12 protein-coding genes are annotated in these 14,755 nt (G+C 74.2%); 4 read left to right on the top strand and 8 right to left on the bottom strand.

The window, feature by feature from the left end; all coding sequences use genetic code 11:
* The 4 genes from ABZ459_RS28945 (at position 1) to ABZ459_RS28930 (ending at position 6,508) form a co-directional block, all read left to right on the top strand.
* Entirely contained in the window at positions 1 to 1,089 is a 1,089-nt protein-coding gene (locus ABZ459_RS28945) for an alpha/beta hydrolase-fold protein (protein ID WP_357976629.1), read from the top strand.
* 62 nt (positions 1,090 to 1,151) lie between these two features.
* A complete protein-coding gene (locus ABZ459_RS28940) occupies positions 1,152 to 2,336 on the top strand; it encodes an amidohydrolase family protein (protein ID WP_357976626.1) in 1,185 nt (394 codons plus the stop codon).
* Complete coding sequence (locus ABZ459_RS28935; RefSeq protein WP_357976623.1) at positions 2,333 to 3,595, top strand: M20 family metallopeptidase; 1,263 nt, start codon at positions 2,333 to 2,335, stop codon at positions 3,593 to 3,595. Before ABZ459_RS28940 ends, ABZ459_RS28935 begins: the two co-directional genes overlap by 4 nt.
* Before the next feature lie 111 nt (positions 3,596 to 3,706).
* A complete protein-coding gene (locus ABZ459_RS28930) occupies positions 3,707 to 6,508 on the top strand; it encodes a glycoside hydrolase family 2 TIM barrel-domain containing protein (protein ID WP_357976620.1) in 2,802 nt (933 codons plus the stop codon).
* A 63-nt stretch (positions 6,509 to 6,571) separates the two neighbouring features.
* On the opposite strand, the gene menC is transcribed toward ABZ459_RS28930, so the two are convergent.
* The 8 genes from menC to ABZ459_RS28890 form a co-directional block, all read right to left on the bottom strand.
* The gene (gene menC / locus ABZ459_RS28925) at positions 6,572 to 7,672 is read right to left on the bottom strand and encodes an o-succinylbenzoate synthase (RefSeq protein ID WP_357976617.1); all 1,101 of its coding nucleotides are present in this window, start codon (positions 7,670 to 7,672) and stop codon (positions 6,572 to 6,574) included.
* Between the two features lie 132 nt (positions 7,673 to 7,804).
* Positions 7,805 to 8,359 (bottom strand): acyclic terpene utilization AtuA family protein, encoded by a 555-nt coding sequence (locus ABZ459_RS28920; RefSeq protein ID WP_357976614.1) that lies wholly within the window; start codon positions 8,357 to 8,359, stop codon positions 7,805 to 7,807.
* A 70-nt stretch (positions 8,360 to 8,429) separates the two neighbouring features.
* Positions 8,430 to 10,007, bottom strand: coding sequence for a Na+/H+ antiporter (locus tag ABZ459_RS28915; RefSeq protein ID WP_357976612.1), 1,578 nt, complete (start codon positions 10,005 to 10,007; stop codon positions 8,430 to 8,432).
* A 46-nt stretch (positions 10,008 to 10,053) separates the two neighbouring features.
* Positions 10,054 to 11,094 carry a M24 family metallopeptidase gene (locus ABZ459_RS28910; protein WP_357976609.1) on the bottom strand — a complete coding sequence of 347 codons (1,041 nt, stop codon included), beginning with the start codon at positions 11,092 to 11,094 and terminating at the stop codon, positions 10,054 to 10,056.
* Positions 11,091 to 11,993 carry an ABC transporter ATP-binding protein gene (locus tag ABZ459_RS28905; RefSeq protein WP_357976606.1) on the bottom strand — a complete coding sequence of 301 codons (903 nt, stop codon included), beginning with the start codon at positions 11,991 to 11,993 and terminating at the stop codon, positions 11,091 to 11,093. Before ABZ459_RS28905 ends, ABZ459_RS28910 begins: the two co-directional genes overlap by 4 nt.
* Complete coding sequence (locus ABZ459_RS28900; RefSeq protein ID WP_357704654.1) at positions 11,993 to 12,775, bottom strand: ABC transporter ATP-binding protein; 783 nt, start codon at positions 12,773 to 12,775, stop codon at positions 11,993 to 11,995. Before ABZ459_RS28900 ends, ABZ459_RS28905 begins: the two co-directional genes overlap by 1 nt.
* The gene (locus tag ABZ459_RS28895) at positions 12,772 to 13,632 is read right to left on the bottom strand and encodes an ABC transporter permease (RefSeq protein ID WP_352328927.1); all 861 of its coding nucleotides are present in this window, start codon (positions 13,630 to 13,632) and stop codon (positions 12,772 to 12,774) included. The genes ABZ459_RS28900 and ABZ459_RS28895 overlap by 4 nt, the downstream gene beginning before the upstream one ends.
* The gene (locus ABZ459_RS28890) at positions 13,629 to 14,651 is read right to left on the bottom strand and encodes an ABC transporter permease (RefSeq protein ID WP_357976603.1); all 1,023 of its coding nucleotides are present in this window, start codon (positions 14,649 to 14,651) and stop codon (positions 13,629 to 13,631) included. Before ABZ459_RS28890 ends, ABZ459_RS28895 begins: the two co-directional genes overlap by 4 nt.
* Positions 14,652 to 14,755: the final 104 nt, after the last annotated feature.

Here is a 14,755-nt window from a genome sequence, read left to right as displayed (position 1 = left end):
ATGGGACTGACCTCGATCGCGCTGCTGGTGGCCGCCGCGGTGCTCGCGGTGGCCGGGCTCGCGGCCACCGTCTGGGTGTGGCCGCGGCTGGCCGGGCGGGGCCTGCCGCCGGTGCTGGGCCGGGCGGGCCTGCTGGCGGGCTGCCAGGCGCTGACCGTGGCGGCGCTCGCGCTGCTGGTCAACTACTACTTCGGCTTCTACGCCTCCTGGGCGGACCTGCTCGGCGCCGACACCGGCGCCGCCCAGATCACCGTCGCCGGGGCCGCGGCCGGGCTGCGGGTGCTGGACAGCCGGGCGGTCCCGGGCGGGCGGATCGAGGAGGTCGTCCTGCCGGGCGCGACCACGCGCCTGAGCGAGGAGGCGTACGTGTTCCTGCCCTCGGCCTACTTCAAGGACCCCCGGCGCAGGTTCCCCGCGATCCTCGCCCTGACCGGCTACCCCGGCGACCCGCGCAATCTCATGACCCGCCTCGACCTGCCCGGACGGCTGGCCCACGCCATCGCCCTGCACCAGGTCGAGCCGGCCGTCCTGGTCATGATGCGGCCGAGCGTGGTGCTGCCGCGCGACACCGAGTGCGTGGACGTGCCGGGCGGCCCGCAGGCGCTGACGTACTTCGCCACCGACGTCCGGCAGGCCGTGACCGCGCACTACCGGGCGGCGGCCGGCCGCGACTCCTGGGGCGTGCTCGGCGGCTCGACCGGCGGCCACTGCGCGCTGAAGCTGGCGATGAGCCGCCCTGACGCGTTCTCCGCCGCCGTCTCCCTGTCGGGCTACTACAAGACGATCGTGGACGGCACCACCGGCGACCTGTTCCACGGCGACCAGGGGCTCGCCGACCGCAACGACCTGATGTGGCGCCTGGCCCGGCTGCCCGCGCCGCCCGTGTCCGTGCTCGTCACGAGCAGCAGGAAGGGCGAGGCCGACTACCTGCCGACCGAGCGCTTCCTGAACGCCGTCAAACCGCCCATGCGGGCCTCGTCGCTGATCCTGCCCAGCGGCGGCCACAACTTCAACACCTGGAACCGGGAGCTGCCGCAGGCGCTGCCGTGGCTGGTCCAGCAGCTCGCGGTGCCCGCCGCGGCCCCTTAGACGAGGCGCCGGATCGGGGCGGGGTGGTTCATCCGCGCGCCCACGGGGGAGTAGATCTCTCCGTGACCGACGTGTACGCCACCGCCGCCGACCTCGACCTCGCCCCGGCCGGGTTCGTCCGGGCCATCGAGGAGCTGCCGCTGGTCGACCAGCACGTCCACGGCGTGGTGCCGCGCGATCTGTCGCGCACCGCGTTCGAGGAGCTGATCACCGAGTCCGACCGGCCGGTGCCGGAGTGGATGACGCAGTTCGACTCCCAGACCGGGTACGCCATCCTGCGCCACTGCGCGCCCGTCCTCGGCCTCGAACCGCACTGCACGCCGGAGGAGTACCTGGCCAGGAGGGCCCGGCTGGGCGCCGGCGAGGTGAACCGGCTGCTGCTCGGCGCCACCAACGTGGCCCACTACCTGGTCGAGACCGGCTACCGGGGCGAGGAGCTGGTGGGCCCGTCCGGCATGGCGGAGCTCACCGGCGTGCCGGCCGACGAGGTGGTGCGGCTGGAGACGGTGGCCGAGCAGGTCGCGGCCGGCGGCTGCGCGGCCTCCTCGTTCGCCGACGCGTTCGCGCGGGAGCTGTGGGAGCGCACCGGCAGCGCGCGCGGGCTCAAGAGCGTCGCCGCCTACCGCCACGGCCTCGACCTCGATCCCGAGCCGCCGAGCCGGGCCGAGGTCACCGAGGCGGCCGGGCGCTGGCTCGGGTCGGGCGGCGGTAAGCTGACGGAGCCGGTGCTGCTGCGGCACGTGATCTGGGCCGGGATCGAGCGAGGGTTGCCGATCCAGTTCCACACCGGCCTCGGCGATCCCGACCTCGACCTGCGCCGGGCCGACCCGCTGCTGCTGCGCGGCCTCGTCGAGCGCGCGGAGCCGACCGGGGTGCCGCTGGTGCTGCTGCACTGCTACCCCTTCCAGCGGCACGCGGGGTTCCTCGCGCAGGCCTATCCCAACGTCTACTTCGACGTGGGGCTCGGTGTGACCTACACCGGGGCCCGCAGCGTGGCGCTGGTGGCCGAGAGCCTGGAGCTGGCGCCGTTCGCCAAGATCCTCTTCTCGTCCGACGGGTGGGGGCCGGCCGAGCTGCACCACCTCGGCGCGGTGTTGTGGCGGCGGGCGATGGCGCGGGTGCTCGGCAGGCTCGTGCTGGACGGCGAGTGGTCGGCCGAGCAGGCGATGCGGGTGGCGGCGATGGTCGGGGCGGACAACGCGCGACGCGTCTACGGACTGGGAACACGGGAGGAGAGCACGGGGTGAACGACTTCGGGGGCCGTACGATCAACAGGCCCGTCGACGGAGCCGTCATCGGGACCGGCGCCGCGGAGAGCGCCGCCTACACGGCGCTGCGGGAGGGCCTGCGGCGGGAGCTGCCCGCGGCGCAGGCGCTGCGCCGCGAGCTGCACGCGGCGCCCTGCCTGTCGGGCCAGGAGGGCCCGACGCTGGCCCGGCTGCTGGCCGCGCTGCCCGCCGGGGAGGTCGAGCACGTCGCCGGCACGGGCGCGGTCCTGCGCGTCGGCGGTCCGGGCCCGGCGGTCGGCGTACGCGGCGAGCTCGACGCCCTGCCGCTGACCGAGCGCACCGGCGTCGAGTGGGCCGCCCCCGAGGGCGCGATGCACGCCTGCGGGCACGACGTGCACATGGCGGCAGTGGTCGCCCTGGCCAGGACCCTCGACCGGCTCGGCGCCGACCCGCCCTTGCTGGTCGTGCTGCAACCGCGCGAGGAGGGTTTCCCCTCCGGCGCCTCCGACGTCGTGGGGTCGGGCGCGCTGCACCGCCACCGGGTCGGCGCCATGATCGGCGCGCACGTGCAGCCCCTGCTGGCGGAGGGCACGGTCGCGTCCGTGCCGGGCGCGGTCAACGCCTCCTCCGACGAGTTCAGGGTGGTCGTCAGGGGAGTGGAGGGCCACGCCGCCTACCCCCACCTGACCAGGGACCCGGTGGTCGCCATGGCGCAGGTCATCGTGACCGCCCAGCAGGTCGTCAGCCGGGTCGCCGACCCGATGACGCCCACCGTGGTCACCTTCGGCACGGTCAACGCCGGCACCGCACCCAACGCCGTCCCGGGCGAGGCCGTGGCCAGGGGGACCCTCCGGGCGATGTCCGAGAACTGGCGCCAGGAGCTGCACGAACGGTTCACCCAGGTGGTCGAGGACGTCGCCAGGGCATGCGGCTGCGTGGCCGAGGTGACGATCCTGCCGGGGGAGCCGGTGCTGGTCAACGACACCGGGCTGGCCGTACGCGCCGGCGGGCTGCTGCGCGGCCACGGCTGGACGGTGGACGGCGGGCTGCGCTCGTGCGGGGCCGACGACTTCTCCCACTACGCCTCGGTGGCGCCCTCGCTCATGATGTTCGTCGGCGTGGACACCGCCGCCGGCCTGCACACCCCCGAGTTCCTGCCCGGCGACGCGGCCGTGGGCGCGGTGGCCGAGAGCCTGCTGGCCGGCTACCTCGCGGCCGCCTCCGCGCTGCCCGGCCCCGCCGGCGCGAACGGGATCCTGTTCTCCAGGAACGCCTGAGACCGGGCCCCTGCCGCGTCCATTCCTCCAACAACCACGGCAGGGAAGTCCAAGCACCGCCAGACGGGGCATCGCTGACGAAACCACCATCAACCCCTAGTGTCGGAAGGGATGGATCTCGAAACCTTCGCCCCCGGTTCGGGCCGTCTCGAACCCCGCGCGGCGCTCCGTTCCGACGCCCCCGCCCTCGACCTCGACGGCCTGTGGCGCTTCCGGCTCTCACCCGTGGCCGACGTGCCCGACGACTTCGCCCGGCCCGGCTTCGACGACTCCGCCTGGGACGAGCTGCCGGTGCCGGCCCACTGGCCCCTGCACGGCCACGGCGCCCCCGCCTACACCAACGTCTCCTACCCCTTCCCCGTGGACCCGCCGCACGTCCCGGACGAGAACCCGACCGGCGACTACCGGCGCGCCTTCGACCTGCCGGACGGCTGGAGCGGCGGCCGGCTGCGCTTCGAGGGCGTCGACTCCTTCGCCAGGGTCTGGCTGAACGGCCACGAGCTGGGCTTCTCCACCGGCAGCAGGCTGCCCGTCGAGTTCGACGCCGGGCCGTGGCTGCGTCCGGGACGCAACGTGCTGGCCGTGCGCGTGCACCAGTGGTCGGCCGCCAGCTACCTGGAGGACCAGGACATGTGGTGGCTGCCCGGCATCTTCCGGGACGTCACCCTCACCCGGTCGGCCGCCGACGTGTTCGTCCACGCCTCCCACGACGGCCGGCTGTCCTTCGAGGCCGCCGCGGGCCTGCTGAGCATCCCCGAGCTCGGCGTGCGCGACCTGGAGCCCGGCGTCGAGATCACCGTCGAGGCCGAGCCGTGGACGGCCGAGACGCCCCGCCTGTACGAGGCCGTCCTCACCACCCCGCACGAGACCGTACGGCTGCGCGTCGGCTTCCGCACCGTCTCCGTCGAGGACGGCGTGCTCCTGGCCAACGGCCGCCCGCTGCTGCTCAAGGGCGTCAACCGGCACGAGTTCCATCCCGACCACGGCCGCGCGGTCCCGTACGGGACCATGCGCGAGGACGTGCTGCTCATGAAGCGGCACAACGTCAACGCCGTCAGGACCAGCCACTACCCGCCGCACCCCGACTTCCTGGACCTGTGCGACGAACTGGGCCTGTGGGTCGTCGACGAATGCGACCTGGAGACGCACGGCTTCGGCCAGGTCGGCTGGCGCCGCAACCCCACCGACGACCCGCGCTGGGCCGACGCCCTGCTCGACCGCATGCGCCGGATGGTCGAACGGGACAAGAACCACCCCAGCGTCATCATGTGGTCGCTCGGCAACGAGGCGGGCGCCGGTCGCAACCTCGCCGTCATGGCCGACTGGACGCGCGAACGCGACCCGTCCAGGCCGCTGCACTACGAGGGCGACTGGTCGTGCGCCCACACCGACGTCTACTCGCGCATGTACGCCACCCACGCCGAGGTCGAGGCCATCGGCCGCGGCGAGGAGGAGCCGCTCGACGACCCCGCCCTGGACGCGCGGCGGCGCGCGATGCCGTTCCTGCAGTGCGAGTACGCCCACGCCATGGGCAACGGGCCCGGCGGCCTGGCCGAGTACCAGGAGCTGTTCGAACGTTTCCCGAGGCTGGCCGGCGGGTTCGTGTGGGAGTGGATCGACCACGGCCTGACCGATCCCCGCCACGAGTACGCCTACGGCGGCGACCACGGCGAGCCCGTGCACGACGGGAACTTCGTCATCGACGGGCTGGTGTTCCCCGACCGCACGCCCTCCCCGGGCCTGCTGGATCTGAAGAAGGTGTTCGAGCCGGTGCGGTTCGAGTTCGGCGACGGCGTCGTGCGGGTGGTCGACCGGCACGACTTCCGCGACCTGGCCCACCTGGCCTTCGAGGCCGTCGTCGAGGACGACGGACGCCCGGTCGCGCGCTTCCCGCTGGCGGTGCCGCCGTCCGGCGGCGAGGTGAAGCTGCCCGATCCGCCCCCACCGGCGGACGGGGCGGGGGAACGCTGGCTCACCGTCCGCGCGACCCTGGCCGGCGACCAGCCGTGGGCCCCCGCGGGCCACGAACTCGCCTGGTCCCAGACCCGTCTGCCGAGCCCCGCCCTTCCCGCAGCCGCCGCCGGTACGGAAGTACGACCGGAGACGTCCGGCGGGCGGCTGACGCTGGGCGGCGGCGAGTTCGACCCGCGCACCGGCCGCCTGCTGCGCCTGTTCGGCCTCGACGTCGAAGGCCCGCGCCTCGACCTCTACCGCGCCCCCACCGACAACGACCGCTACGGCGGCCTGGGCCGCAGGTGGCGTGCGCTCGGCCTGCACCGCCTCACCCACCGCGTGGACGGCGTGCGGACCGGGGACGGCCTCACCGTCCGGACCAGGGTCGCCCCCGCCGCCACCGACCTCGGCATGCGCGTCACCTGGACATGGACCGCGCCTGGCGGCGACGCCCTGGACCTCACCGTGGACGTCGAGCCCGAGGGCGAGTGGCCCGACCCGATCCCGCGCCTCGGCGTGCTTCTGGTGCTGCCCGGCGAGCTCGCCCACGTCACCTGGTTCGGCCGGGGGCCGGGGGAGGCCTACCCCGACACCGGCATGGCCGCCCGCGTGGGCCGCTGGAGCGCCACGATCGACGACCTCCAGACGCCCTACGTCTACCCGCAGGAGAACGGCCGCCGCGCCGACGTGCGATGGGCCGAGTTCGGCGGGCCGGCCGGGACGCCCGGGTTCCGGGTCGCGGGCGAGACGGCGTTCGGGCTGACCGCGCGCCGGTGGAGCACCGCCGAGCTGGAGGCCGCCCGCCACCGTCCGGACCTGGTGCCCGGCGACCGGGTGCACCTCCACCTGGACCTCGCCCAGCAGGGCATCGGCACCGCCACGTGCGGCCCGGGTGCGCTGCCCCGGTACGACCTGCACGCCACCTCGGCCACCCTGCGCCTGCGCTTCACCCGGTCCTGACCCCGCAGGGCGCCGGCCGGGGTCCCTCGACCCCGGCCGGCCCCACCCTCCAGGACGGGCGCCCTACAGCGGGATCCACTCCGTGGCCGTCGTGACCTCCTCCAGCACGGACGGGATCGGCTCGACGCCGAGCCCCGGCCCCGTGGGCACCTCCAGATGGCCGTCCACCAGCTCGAACGGCTCGGTCACGTCGGTCGCGAAGTAGCGGCGCGACCCGGAGGTGTCGCCGGGCAGCGTGAAGCCCGGCAGCGCCGCCAGCGCCACGTTCGCCGCCCGCCCGAGACCGGTCTCCAGCATGCCGCCGCACCACACCGCCACGCCGTTGGCCCGGCACAGGTCGTGGATGCGCCGTGCCTCCAGGTAGCCGCCGATGCGGCCCGGCTTGATGTTGATGATCGAGCACGAGCCGAGCTCGATGGCGGCGGCCGCGTGCTCGGCCGACTCGATGGACTCGTCCAGGCAGATCGGGGTGCGCAATTGGCGGGCCAGCCTGGCGTGCTGGACGAGGTCGTCGTTGGCCAGCGGCTGCTCGATCAGCAGCAGGTCGAACGCGTCGAGCCGGGCCAGCCGGCGGGCGTCGGCCAGCGAGTACGCCGCGTTCGCGTCCACCTGGAGCAGCAGGTCGTCGCCGAAGCGCTCGCGCACCGCGCGCACCGGCTCGACGTCCCAGCCGGGCTCGATCTTCAGCTTGATGCGGACGTAACCTTCCTCGACGTAGCCCGCCACGGCGTCGAGGAGCTGCGGGATCGACTCCATGATGCCCACCGACACCCCGCACGGCACCCGGTCGCGGGCCGCGCCCAGGAAATGGCCGAACGACTCGCCGGAGGCCCGCAGCTGCGCGTCCAGGACGGCGGTCTCCAGCGCGGCCTTGGCCATGCGGTGGCCCTTGATCGGTTCGAGGGCGCGGGCGACCCCGTACGCGTCCAGGGTCGTCGGCAGGGCGGGCAGCAGGAACCGGCGGATCACCTCGGCGGCGCCGTCGACGTACTCGGAGGAGTAGAGCGGCTCGGACATGGCCACGCACTCGCCCCACCCCTCCGCGTCGGGCGTCACCACCCTGACCAGCAGGACGTCCCGGGCGGTCTCGGTGCCGAACGACGTGCGGAACGGCGCCACCAACGGCATCGCGATCCGGCGCAGCTCTACTCCTGTGATCTTCACACTCTCTCCAACTCGGTCGGCGCGCAGGTGCTCCCTGGCGACCGTACGACATGCGGCGACACCAGGGTTCGTGCCGGGCCACCAAAGGCCGGCGGTTCTTCGTCGCCGAGCCCCAGAGCCCCGGGACGGCCCTCAGACGACGATGCCGGGGGTGCGGGCGATCCGGATCCGGCACGGCGTGTCCTCGCTGAGCCGCACCGCCTCCAGCGGCACCGTCACCTCCGGCGTGCGGTACCGGCCGCCGGAGAACGCCGCCGCCAGGCGGGCGCGTACGGACTCGGCCGGCATCTGCCCGTCGATGGAGCTGGTGCCGTCGCGCCCGATCTCCGCCACGCACGCGCCCGGCTGCGTGGCCAGCGCCAGACCGGCCACCGTCGCCCCGGCGAGGGCGGACACGTCGCGCCTGGTCCAGCCGTAGTGCCACATGCCGGCCGCCACCACGGGCGCGGCCGGGCAGGCGGGCTCGGTGATCACCACGTCGAGCCCCTGGAGCAGGGCGGCGGCGATCTGTTCGGCGCCCCTGAGCGCCCCGGACCCGATCCGCAGGCCGGGCAGCTCGGGCAGCGGGCCGCCGAGCGTGTAGATCAGCTTGATGCCGGTGGTGAAGGGCCCTGGACCGCTGTCGTGCCAGCCACAGGCCACGACGCCGACCGACGGGGCGGCGCCCAGCGTGCCGATCCGCAGCATAAGGAAATGACTACCCTCCGCGGCCCCCGGTCACACACCGTCAACCCCTCCGGCAGAGGATCCTGGCTGGTCAGCGCATGCTCCGGGCGTCGAGGGCGCGCAGCACCCGGGAGACCACCTGGGGGTCGGCCCGCGGGTCGCGGCGGGCGTCCAGCACCGCCTGCCGGGCGGCCGACATCATCTCCTCCTGCACCCGCCGCACCAGCCGGGCCCGCTGCGCCCGCTGCTCGAACGCCTCGCGCCGCTCGTCGTCGGCGGCCTCGGGGCTGATCCGCAGCCCGAGGTCCATCATGCGCCGGCCGAGCAGCTCGACCACCTCCTCGGGCAGGTCCTCGGCCTCGTCGATCTCCCGCAGCCGCCGCTTGGCCGCGTGGGCGGCCCGGATCGCCAGGCGCTTCTCCAGGTCGCGCTCGGCCGCCGTGTCGGCCTTGACGCCGAGCCGCGCCACCAGCCACGGCAGCGTCAGCCCCTGCGCCACCAGCGTCACCAGGATGACCGCGAACGCGATGAACACGATCACCGGCCGCTGCGGGAAGGGCCGCCCGTCGTGGATCCGCAGCGGGATGGCCAGCGCCAGCGCCACGGACGCCACGCCGCGCATGCCCGCCCACCACATGACGACGGTCTCGCGCCAGCTCATCGGCACCTCGGTGTCCTCGCGCCGCCCCTTCTTGGCCAGCCACGCGGCCGGCAGCAGCCACAGCAGCCGGACCACCACCACGACGCCCACCACGGCGGCGCTCCACCACAACACCGCGCCGAACCGCCCGTGGACCGTGCCGAACACCGTGTGCAGCTCCAGCCCGATCAGCCCGAACGCGATCCCCGTCACCAGCGTGTCCACCACCTGCCAGAACGTGGCCGAGGCGAACCTGCCGAACACGTCGTCGGCGTCCCACATGCGGTCGCTGAGGTAGAAGGCGGTGGTCAGCACGGCCAGCACGCCCGACCCGCGCAGCTCGTCGGCCACCGCGTAGCTCACGAACGGCACCACCAGCGACAGCCCCACCTGCAGCGTCGCGTCGCCCAGCAGCGCCATCAGCTTCCCGGCCGCCCAGCCCAGCGCGAACCCCGCCGCCACGGCCACCCCCGCCGACAACACGAACTCGCCCAGCGCGCCCGGCCACGAGAACACGCCCGTCACGACCGCCGCGACCGCCACGTGGTAGAGCACGATCGCGGTCACGTCGTTGAACAGGCCCTCGCCCTCCAGCAGCGACACCATGCGCCGCGGCAGGCCCAGCCGCCCGGCCACCGCCGTGGCCGCCACCGGGTCGGGCGGCGCGACCAGCGCGCCCAGCGCCACCGCCGCCGCCAGCGGCAGGCCCGGGACGAGCGCGTGCGCCGTGGCCGCCACGGCCGCCGTCGTCACGAACACCAGCGCCACCGCGAGCAGGAAGATCGGCTGCCAGTTCGCCGCGAACTGCCGCCACGACGTACGCCGCACCGCCGCGTACAACAACGGCGGCAGCAGCAGCGGCAGCACGATGCCCGGCGGGATGTCCACGTTCGGCACGAACGGCAGCACCGCCAGCAGGATGCCCAGCAGCGTCATCAGCACCGGCGCGGGCAGCCCCAGCCGCTCACCCAGCGGGACGGTGACCAGCGCGCCCAGCAGCACCAGCATGAGCAGCACGAACTGGTCCACGACGCCCCCCGGTGATCGTCGTCACCCAGCGTAAGCGCAGGCCGCCTCAGCGGTCGAGGACGTGCAGGGTGTGCGGCCGCGTGCCCAGAGGCACCGGCTCGGCGGCGGTGCAGGCCACCACGTCGGCCACCCTGGCGCCGAACAGGTCGGGCACGTAGATGGCCGGCTCCAGGCAGACCGTCATCCCCGGGGCGAACACCGCGTCCTCGCCGGCCCGCGGCCCCTCGTCGTGGCCGAGGCCCACGCCCCGGCCCACGTGCGGGGCGGCGAAGCGGCCGTACCCGCTGGCGTCGATGACCTCGTGCACCGTCCTGGCCAGCTCCGCGAACGGGACCGACGGCCGCAGCGCCGCCAGCGCCGCGCGGTGGGCGGCCAGCACCACCGAGTACATCGCCTCGTAGTCCTCCGGCGGCTCGGCGACGGCGAACACCCGGCCCGCCTCGGCGCAGTAGCCGTCCCAGCGGCCGCACACCGACACCAGCAGCGCGTCGCCCGGGTTGATCACCCGCCCGCCCGGCACGTGCTCGGGCCGCGCGGTGTGCTCGCCCGCCGACACGCGCAGCGAGATCACCTCCTCGCAGCCCGACTCCAGGGCCAGCAGCCGCAGCCGGCGCGCCATCGCCCGCTCGGTCGCGCCGAACCAGGCCAGCTCGGCCGCCTGCGCCAGCACCGCCTCCGCGGCCGCGACCGCCCGGCAGAGCGCCGTCAGCTCGGCGGGGTCCTTGCGCAGCCGCAGCGGCGCCAGCACCGCGGAGGCGGGCACCAGCTCGGCGGCGATCGCCAGCCGGAACAGCTCGCTCGCCCGCATCTCCGGGTCCACCCCCACCCGGCGCGCGGAGGCGGGCACCAGGCCCGCCGGGTCACGGGTCTCGACGACCGCGTCGGCCGTCACCACGAGGAACACGCCCGGCCCGGCGCCGCCGTCCGGCGAGCCGTCCTCCGGCCCGGCGCCCTCAGGGAAGGTGGTCTCGGGGGAGGCACTCAGGAACCGGAAGTCGGGCGAGGGCCGCAACACCAGCACGTCGATGCCCTCCTGGGCCATCGCCCGCCGCACGGCCGCCACCCGCGCGGCGTGGCGCCGGCTCACGCCGGCTCGTGCAGCCAGCAGGCGACCGGCCCGAAGTCCGGCTCCTTCTCGCGGCACACCTCCATCACCAGCGGGCAACGCGGGTTGAACCGGCAGCCGCCCGGCGGGTTCGCCGGATCGGGCACGTCCCCGGCCAGCTCGGCGGGCAGCACGCCCATGCCGTCCGGCTTGGGGATGGCCCCCAGCAATGCCTTGGTGTACGGATGCTTCGGGTCGTCCCACACCTCGGCCGTCTCGCCCACCTCGACGATCTTACCGAGGTACATGACGGCGATCCGGTCGGCGATCAGCCGCACCACCGACAGGTCGTGGCTGATGAACAGCAGCCCGGCCCCGGAGTCCACCGCGAGGTCGCGCATCAGCCGGGCCACCTGGGCCTGGGCGGAGGCGTCCAGCGCGGAGATCGGCTCGTCGCCGATGAGCAGCCGCGGCCGGGCCGCCAGCGCCCTGGCGATCGCGATGCGCTGCCGCTGGCCGCCGGAGAACTCGTGGGGGTGCCGTCCGGCGAACTCGCGCGGCAGGCCCACCCGCTCCAGCAGGTCGGCCGGGTCGGTACGGCTGTCGCCCGCGGTGCGCAGGCCGTCGGCGATCTGGTCGCCCACCCGGCGCCGCGGGTTCAGCGACGCGTACGGGTCCTGGAACACCATCTGGATGCCCGTGAGCTTCCTGCGCCGCAGGCCGAGCGGCGTGACCTGCTGCCCCTCGAACGCGATCGACCCGTGGGTGACCGGGTTCAGCCCGCAGACCGCCCGCGCCAGCGTCGACTTGCCGCACCCCGACTCGCCGACCAGGCCCACTACCTCGCCCGCCCGTACGGTCAGGCTGGCCCCCGCCACCGCCCGCACCACCGGACGCCCGGGGGAGCGGTGTTCGACGACCAGGTCCTCGATGTCCAGCATCAGCCCTCCACGTCCGAAGCAGAATCAGGCAGCGAGTCCAGCAGCGCGCGGGTGTAGGGGTGCTCGGGGTCGCGCAGCACCCGCCCGCGCGGCCCGGTCTCCACGACCAGGCCGTCCTTCATCACGCTCACCTCGTCCGCGACCGCCGACATGACGCCCAGGTCGTGCGTGACCAGCAGCACCGCCAGGCCCAGCTCGTCGCAGAGCCCGCGCAGCAGCCGCAGCACGCCCGCCTGCACGGTCACGTCCAGCGCCGTGGTCGGCTCGTCGGCGATCAGCACCTTGGGCGAGCACGCCAGCGCGACGGCGATCGCGATGCGCTGGCGCATGCCGCCGGAGAACTGGTGCGGGAAACGCCCGTACGCCTCCTCGGCGCCCGGGATGCGTACCTTGCCCAGCAGCTCGACCGCCCGCGCCTTCGCCTCGGCCTTGCCCAGGCCCAGGTGGTGCCGCATGTGCTCGGTGAGCTGCCGGCCGATCGTGAGCATCGGATGCAGGCTGGTCGCCGGGTCCTGGAACACCATGGCGACCTCGCCGCCGCGCACCTGGTTGAGCTCCTTGGGCGGCAGCGTGAGCAGGTCCCGCTCGCCGAGCCCGATCCGGCCCGAGACGCGCGCGCCGTGCGGCAGCAGCCCCAGCACGGCCAGGCCCGTCATCGTCTTGCCCGACCCGCTCTCGCCGGCCAGGCCGTGCACGCGCCCGGCGGCCAGCTTCAGGTCGACGCCGCGCAGGATCTCCTTGCCGCCGATCGACACCTTCAGGTCGGTGATGTCCAGCGTCACAACGCACGCTCCTTGATCGCGCGGGCCGTCCGCGGGTCGAGCGCGTCCCGCAGCGTGTCGCCGAGGAAGTTGAACGCCAGCACCACGGTCAGGATCGCCAGGCCGGGGAACGTCGCCACCCACCAGCTGTCGAAGACCTCCACGCCGGAGGCCACCATCGCGCCCCACTCGGGGGACGGCGGCTTGGCGCCCAGGCCCAGGAACGACAGGCCGGACAGCAGCAGCAACGCCGTGCCGATGTCGAGCGTGGCCAGCACCAGGATCGGGCCGGTCACGTTCGGCAGCACGTCCACCCGCAGCGAGCGCCACACCGAGAAGCCCAGCAGCCGCCCGCTCAGCACGAACTCCCGCTCGCGCACGCCCAGCACCAGCCCGCGGGTGACCCGGGCGTAGGCGGGCCAGGCCACCACCAGCACGGCCAGCACCGCGTTGCCCAGGCTCGCGCCCAGCGCCGCGGCCACCACCATGGCCAGGATCACGGTCGGGAACGCGAACACCAGGTCCGCGATCCGCATGATCGTCTCGCCGACCCACTTGCCGAAGTACCCGGCGCACGCCCCCAGCAGGCCGCCGACCAGCACCGACAGCACGACCAGCAGCAGCGTCAGCGGGATCGACACCCGCGCGCCGTACATGACGCGGCTCAGGATGTCGCGTCCGAGCTGGTCGGTGCCGAACCAGTGGCCGGGCCCCGGGGGCGCCAGCCGCGGCAGGTCCTGGGCCAGCGGGTCGTGCGGCGCCAGCCACGGCGCGGCCAGCGCGATCACCAGCCAGGCCACGGCCAGGACGGCGCCCGCGACGGCCAGCGGTTGCCGCCACGCCTCGGGCAGCCTGCCCAGCAGACCCTTGCCTCTCATTGCAGCCTCACTCGGGGATCGATGACGCCGTACAGCACGTCCACGATCAGGTTGATGACCAGGTAGACCACGCCCACGACCAGGCCGACGCCCATCACGGCGGGCAGGTCGAGGCTGGTGGCGCTCTTGTAGGCGTACTGGCCGACGCCGGGCCAGGCGAAGATCGCCTCGACCAGGACGGTGCCGGACAGCAGGCTGCCGAAGGCCAGACCGGCCACGGTGATGATCGGGACCAGCGCCGAACGCAGCACGTACCTGAACAGGATCACCCGGCCCGGCAGCCCCTTGGCGCGGGCGGCCCGGACGTAGTCCTGGCCCAGCACCTCCAGCACCGCCGAACGGGTGAAGCGGGTCAGCAGGCCGATCGTGTACAGCGCCAGCACCAGTGCGGGCGTGATCAGGTGGCCGACGGCGGAGGTGAAGATGTCCCACCGGCCCGCCAGCAGCGCGTCGACCGTCTGCAGCCCGGTCACCGCCGGCGCCGAGCCGAGCGCCGCGTCCACGCGGCCGCTGCCCGGCGTGATCTGCAACCGGAAGAAGAACACGTAGAACGCCACCAGCGCCAGCCAGAACGTCGGCACCGAGATGCCGATCAGGCTGACCAGCCGCAGCACGTGGTCGGACAGCCGGTCCCTGCGCAGCGCGGCGACCACGCCGAAGGCCACGCCCAGCACCAGCGAGATCAGGATCGCCGCGCCCGCCAGCTCCAGCGTCGCCGGGACGAACTCGGCCAGGTCCTGGCTGACCGGGCGGTGGCTCTGCTGGCTCATGCCCAGGTCACCCTGGACCAGGCCCTGCAGATAGATCCCGTACTGCTGCCACAGCGGCTTGTCCAGGCCGTGCTCGGACCGCCACTGCGCCACGATGGCCGGGTCGCCCAGCGCCCGCTGGCCCAGGTTGGCGGCCACGGGGTCGCCGGGCACCAGGTTCGTCAGCAGGAACGTGACGAGCGTGATGCCCCAGGCCAGCAGCACGGCGATGAGGATGCGCCGGATGAGGAAGCGGGCCAGCGGGTGCACACCCCGCCGCCGCGGGCACGGTACGGCGACACGGAGCGGCTGGCCCTGTACAGCAGGAAGTTCAGCGAGGACGTGATCGTGCCGCCGTTCAAGTACAGCTACGG

Source organism: Nonomuraea sp. NPDC005692, from assembly GCF_040631115.1.
Classification (GTDB): Bacteria; Actinomycetota; Actinomycetes; order Streptosporangiales; family Streptosporangiaceae; genus Nonomuraea.
The sequence above is the reverse complement of the archived record's forward strand: the minus strand, read 5'-3'. Positions and strand labels throughout refer to the sequence as shown.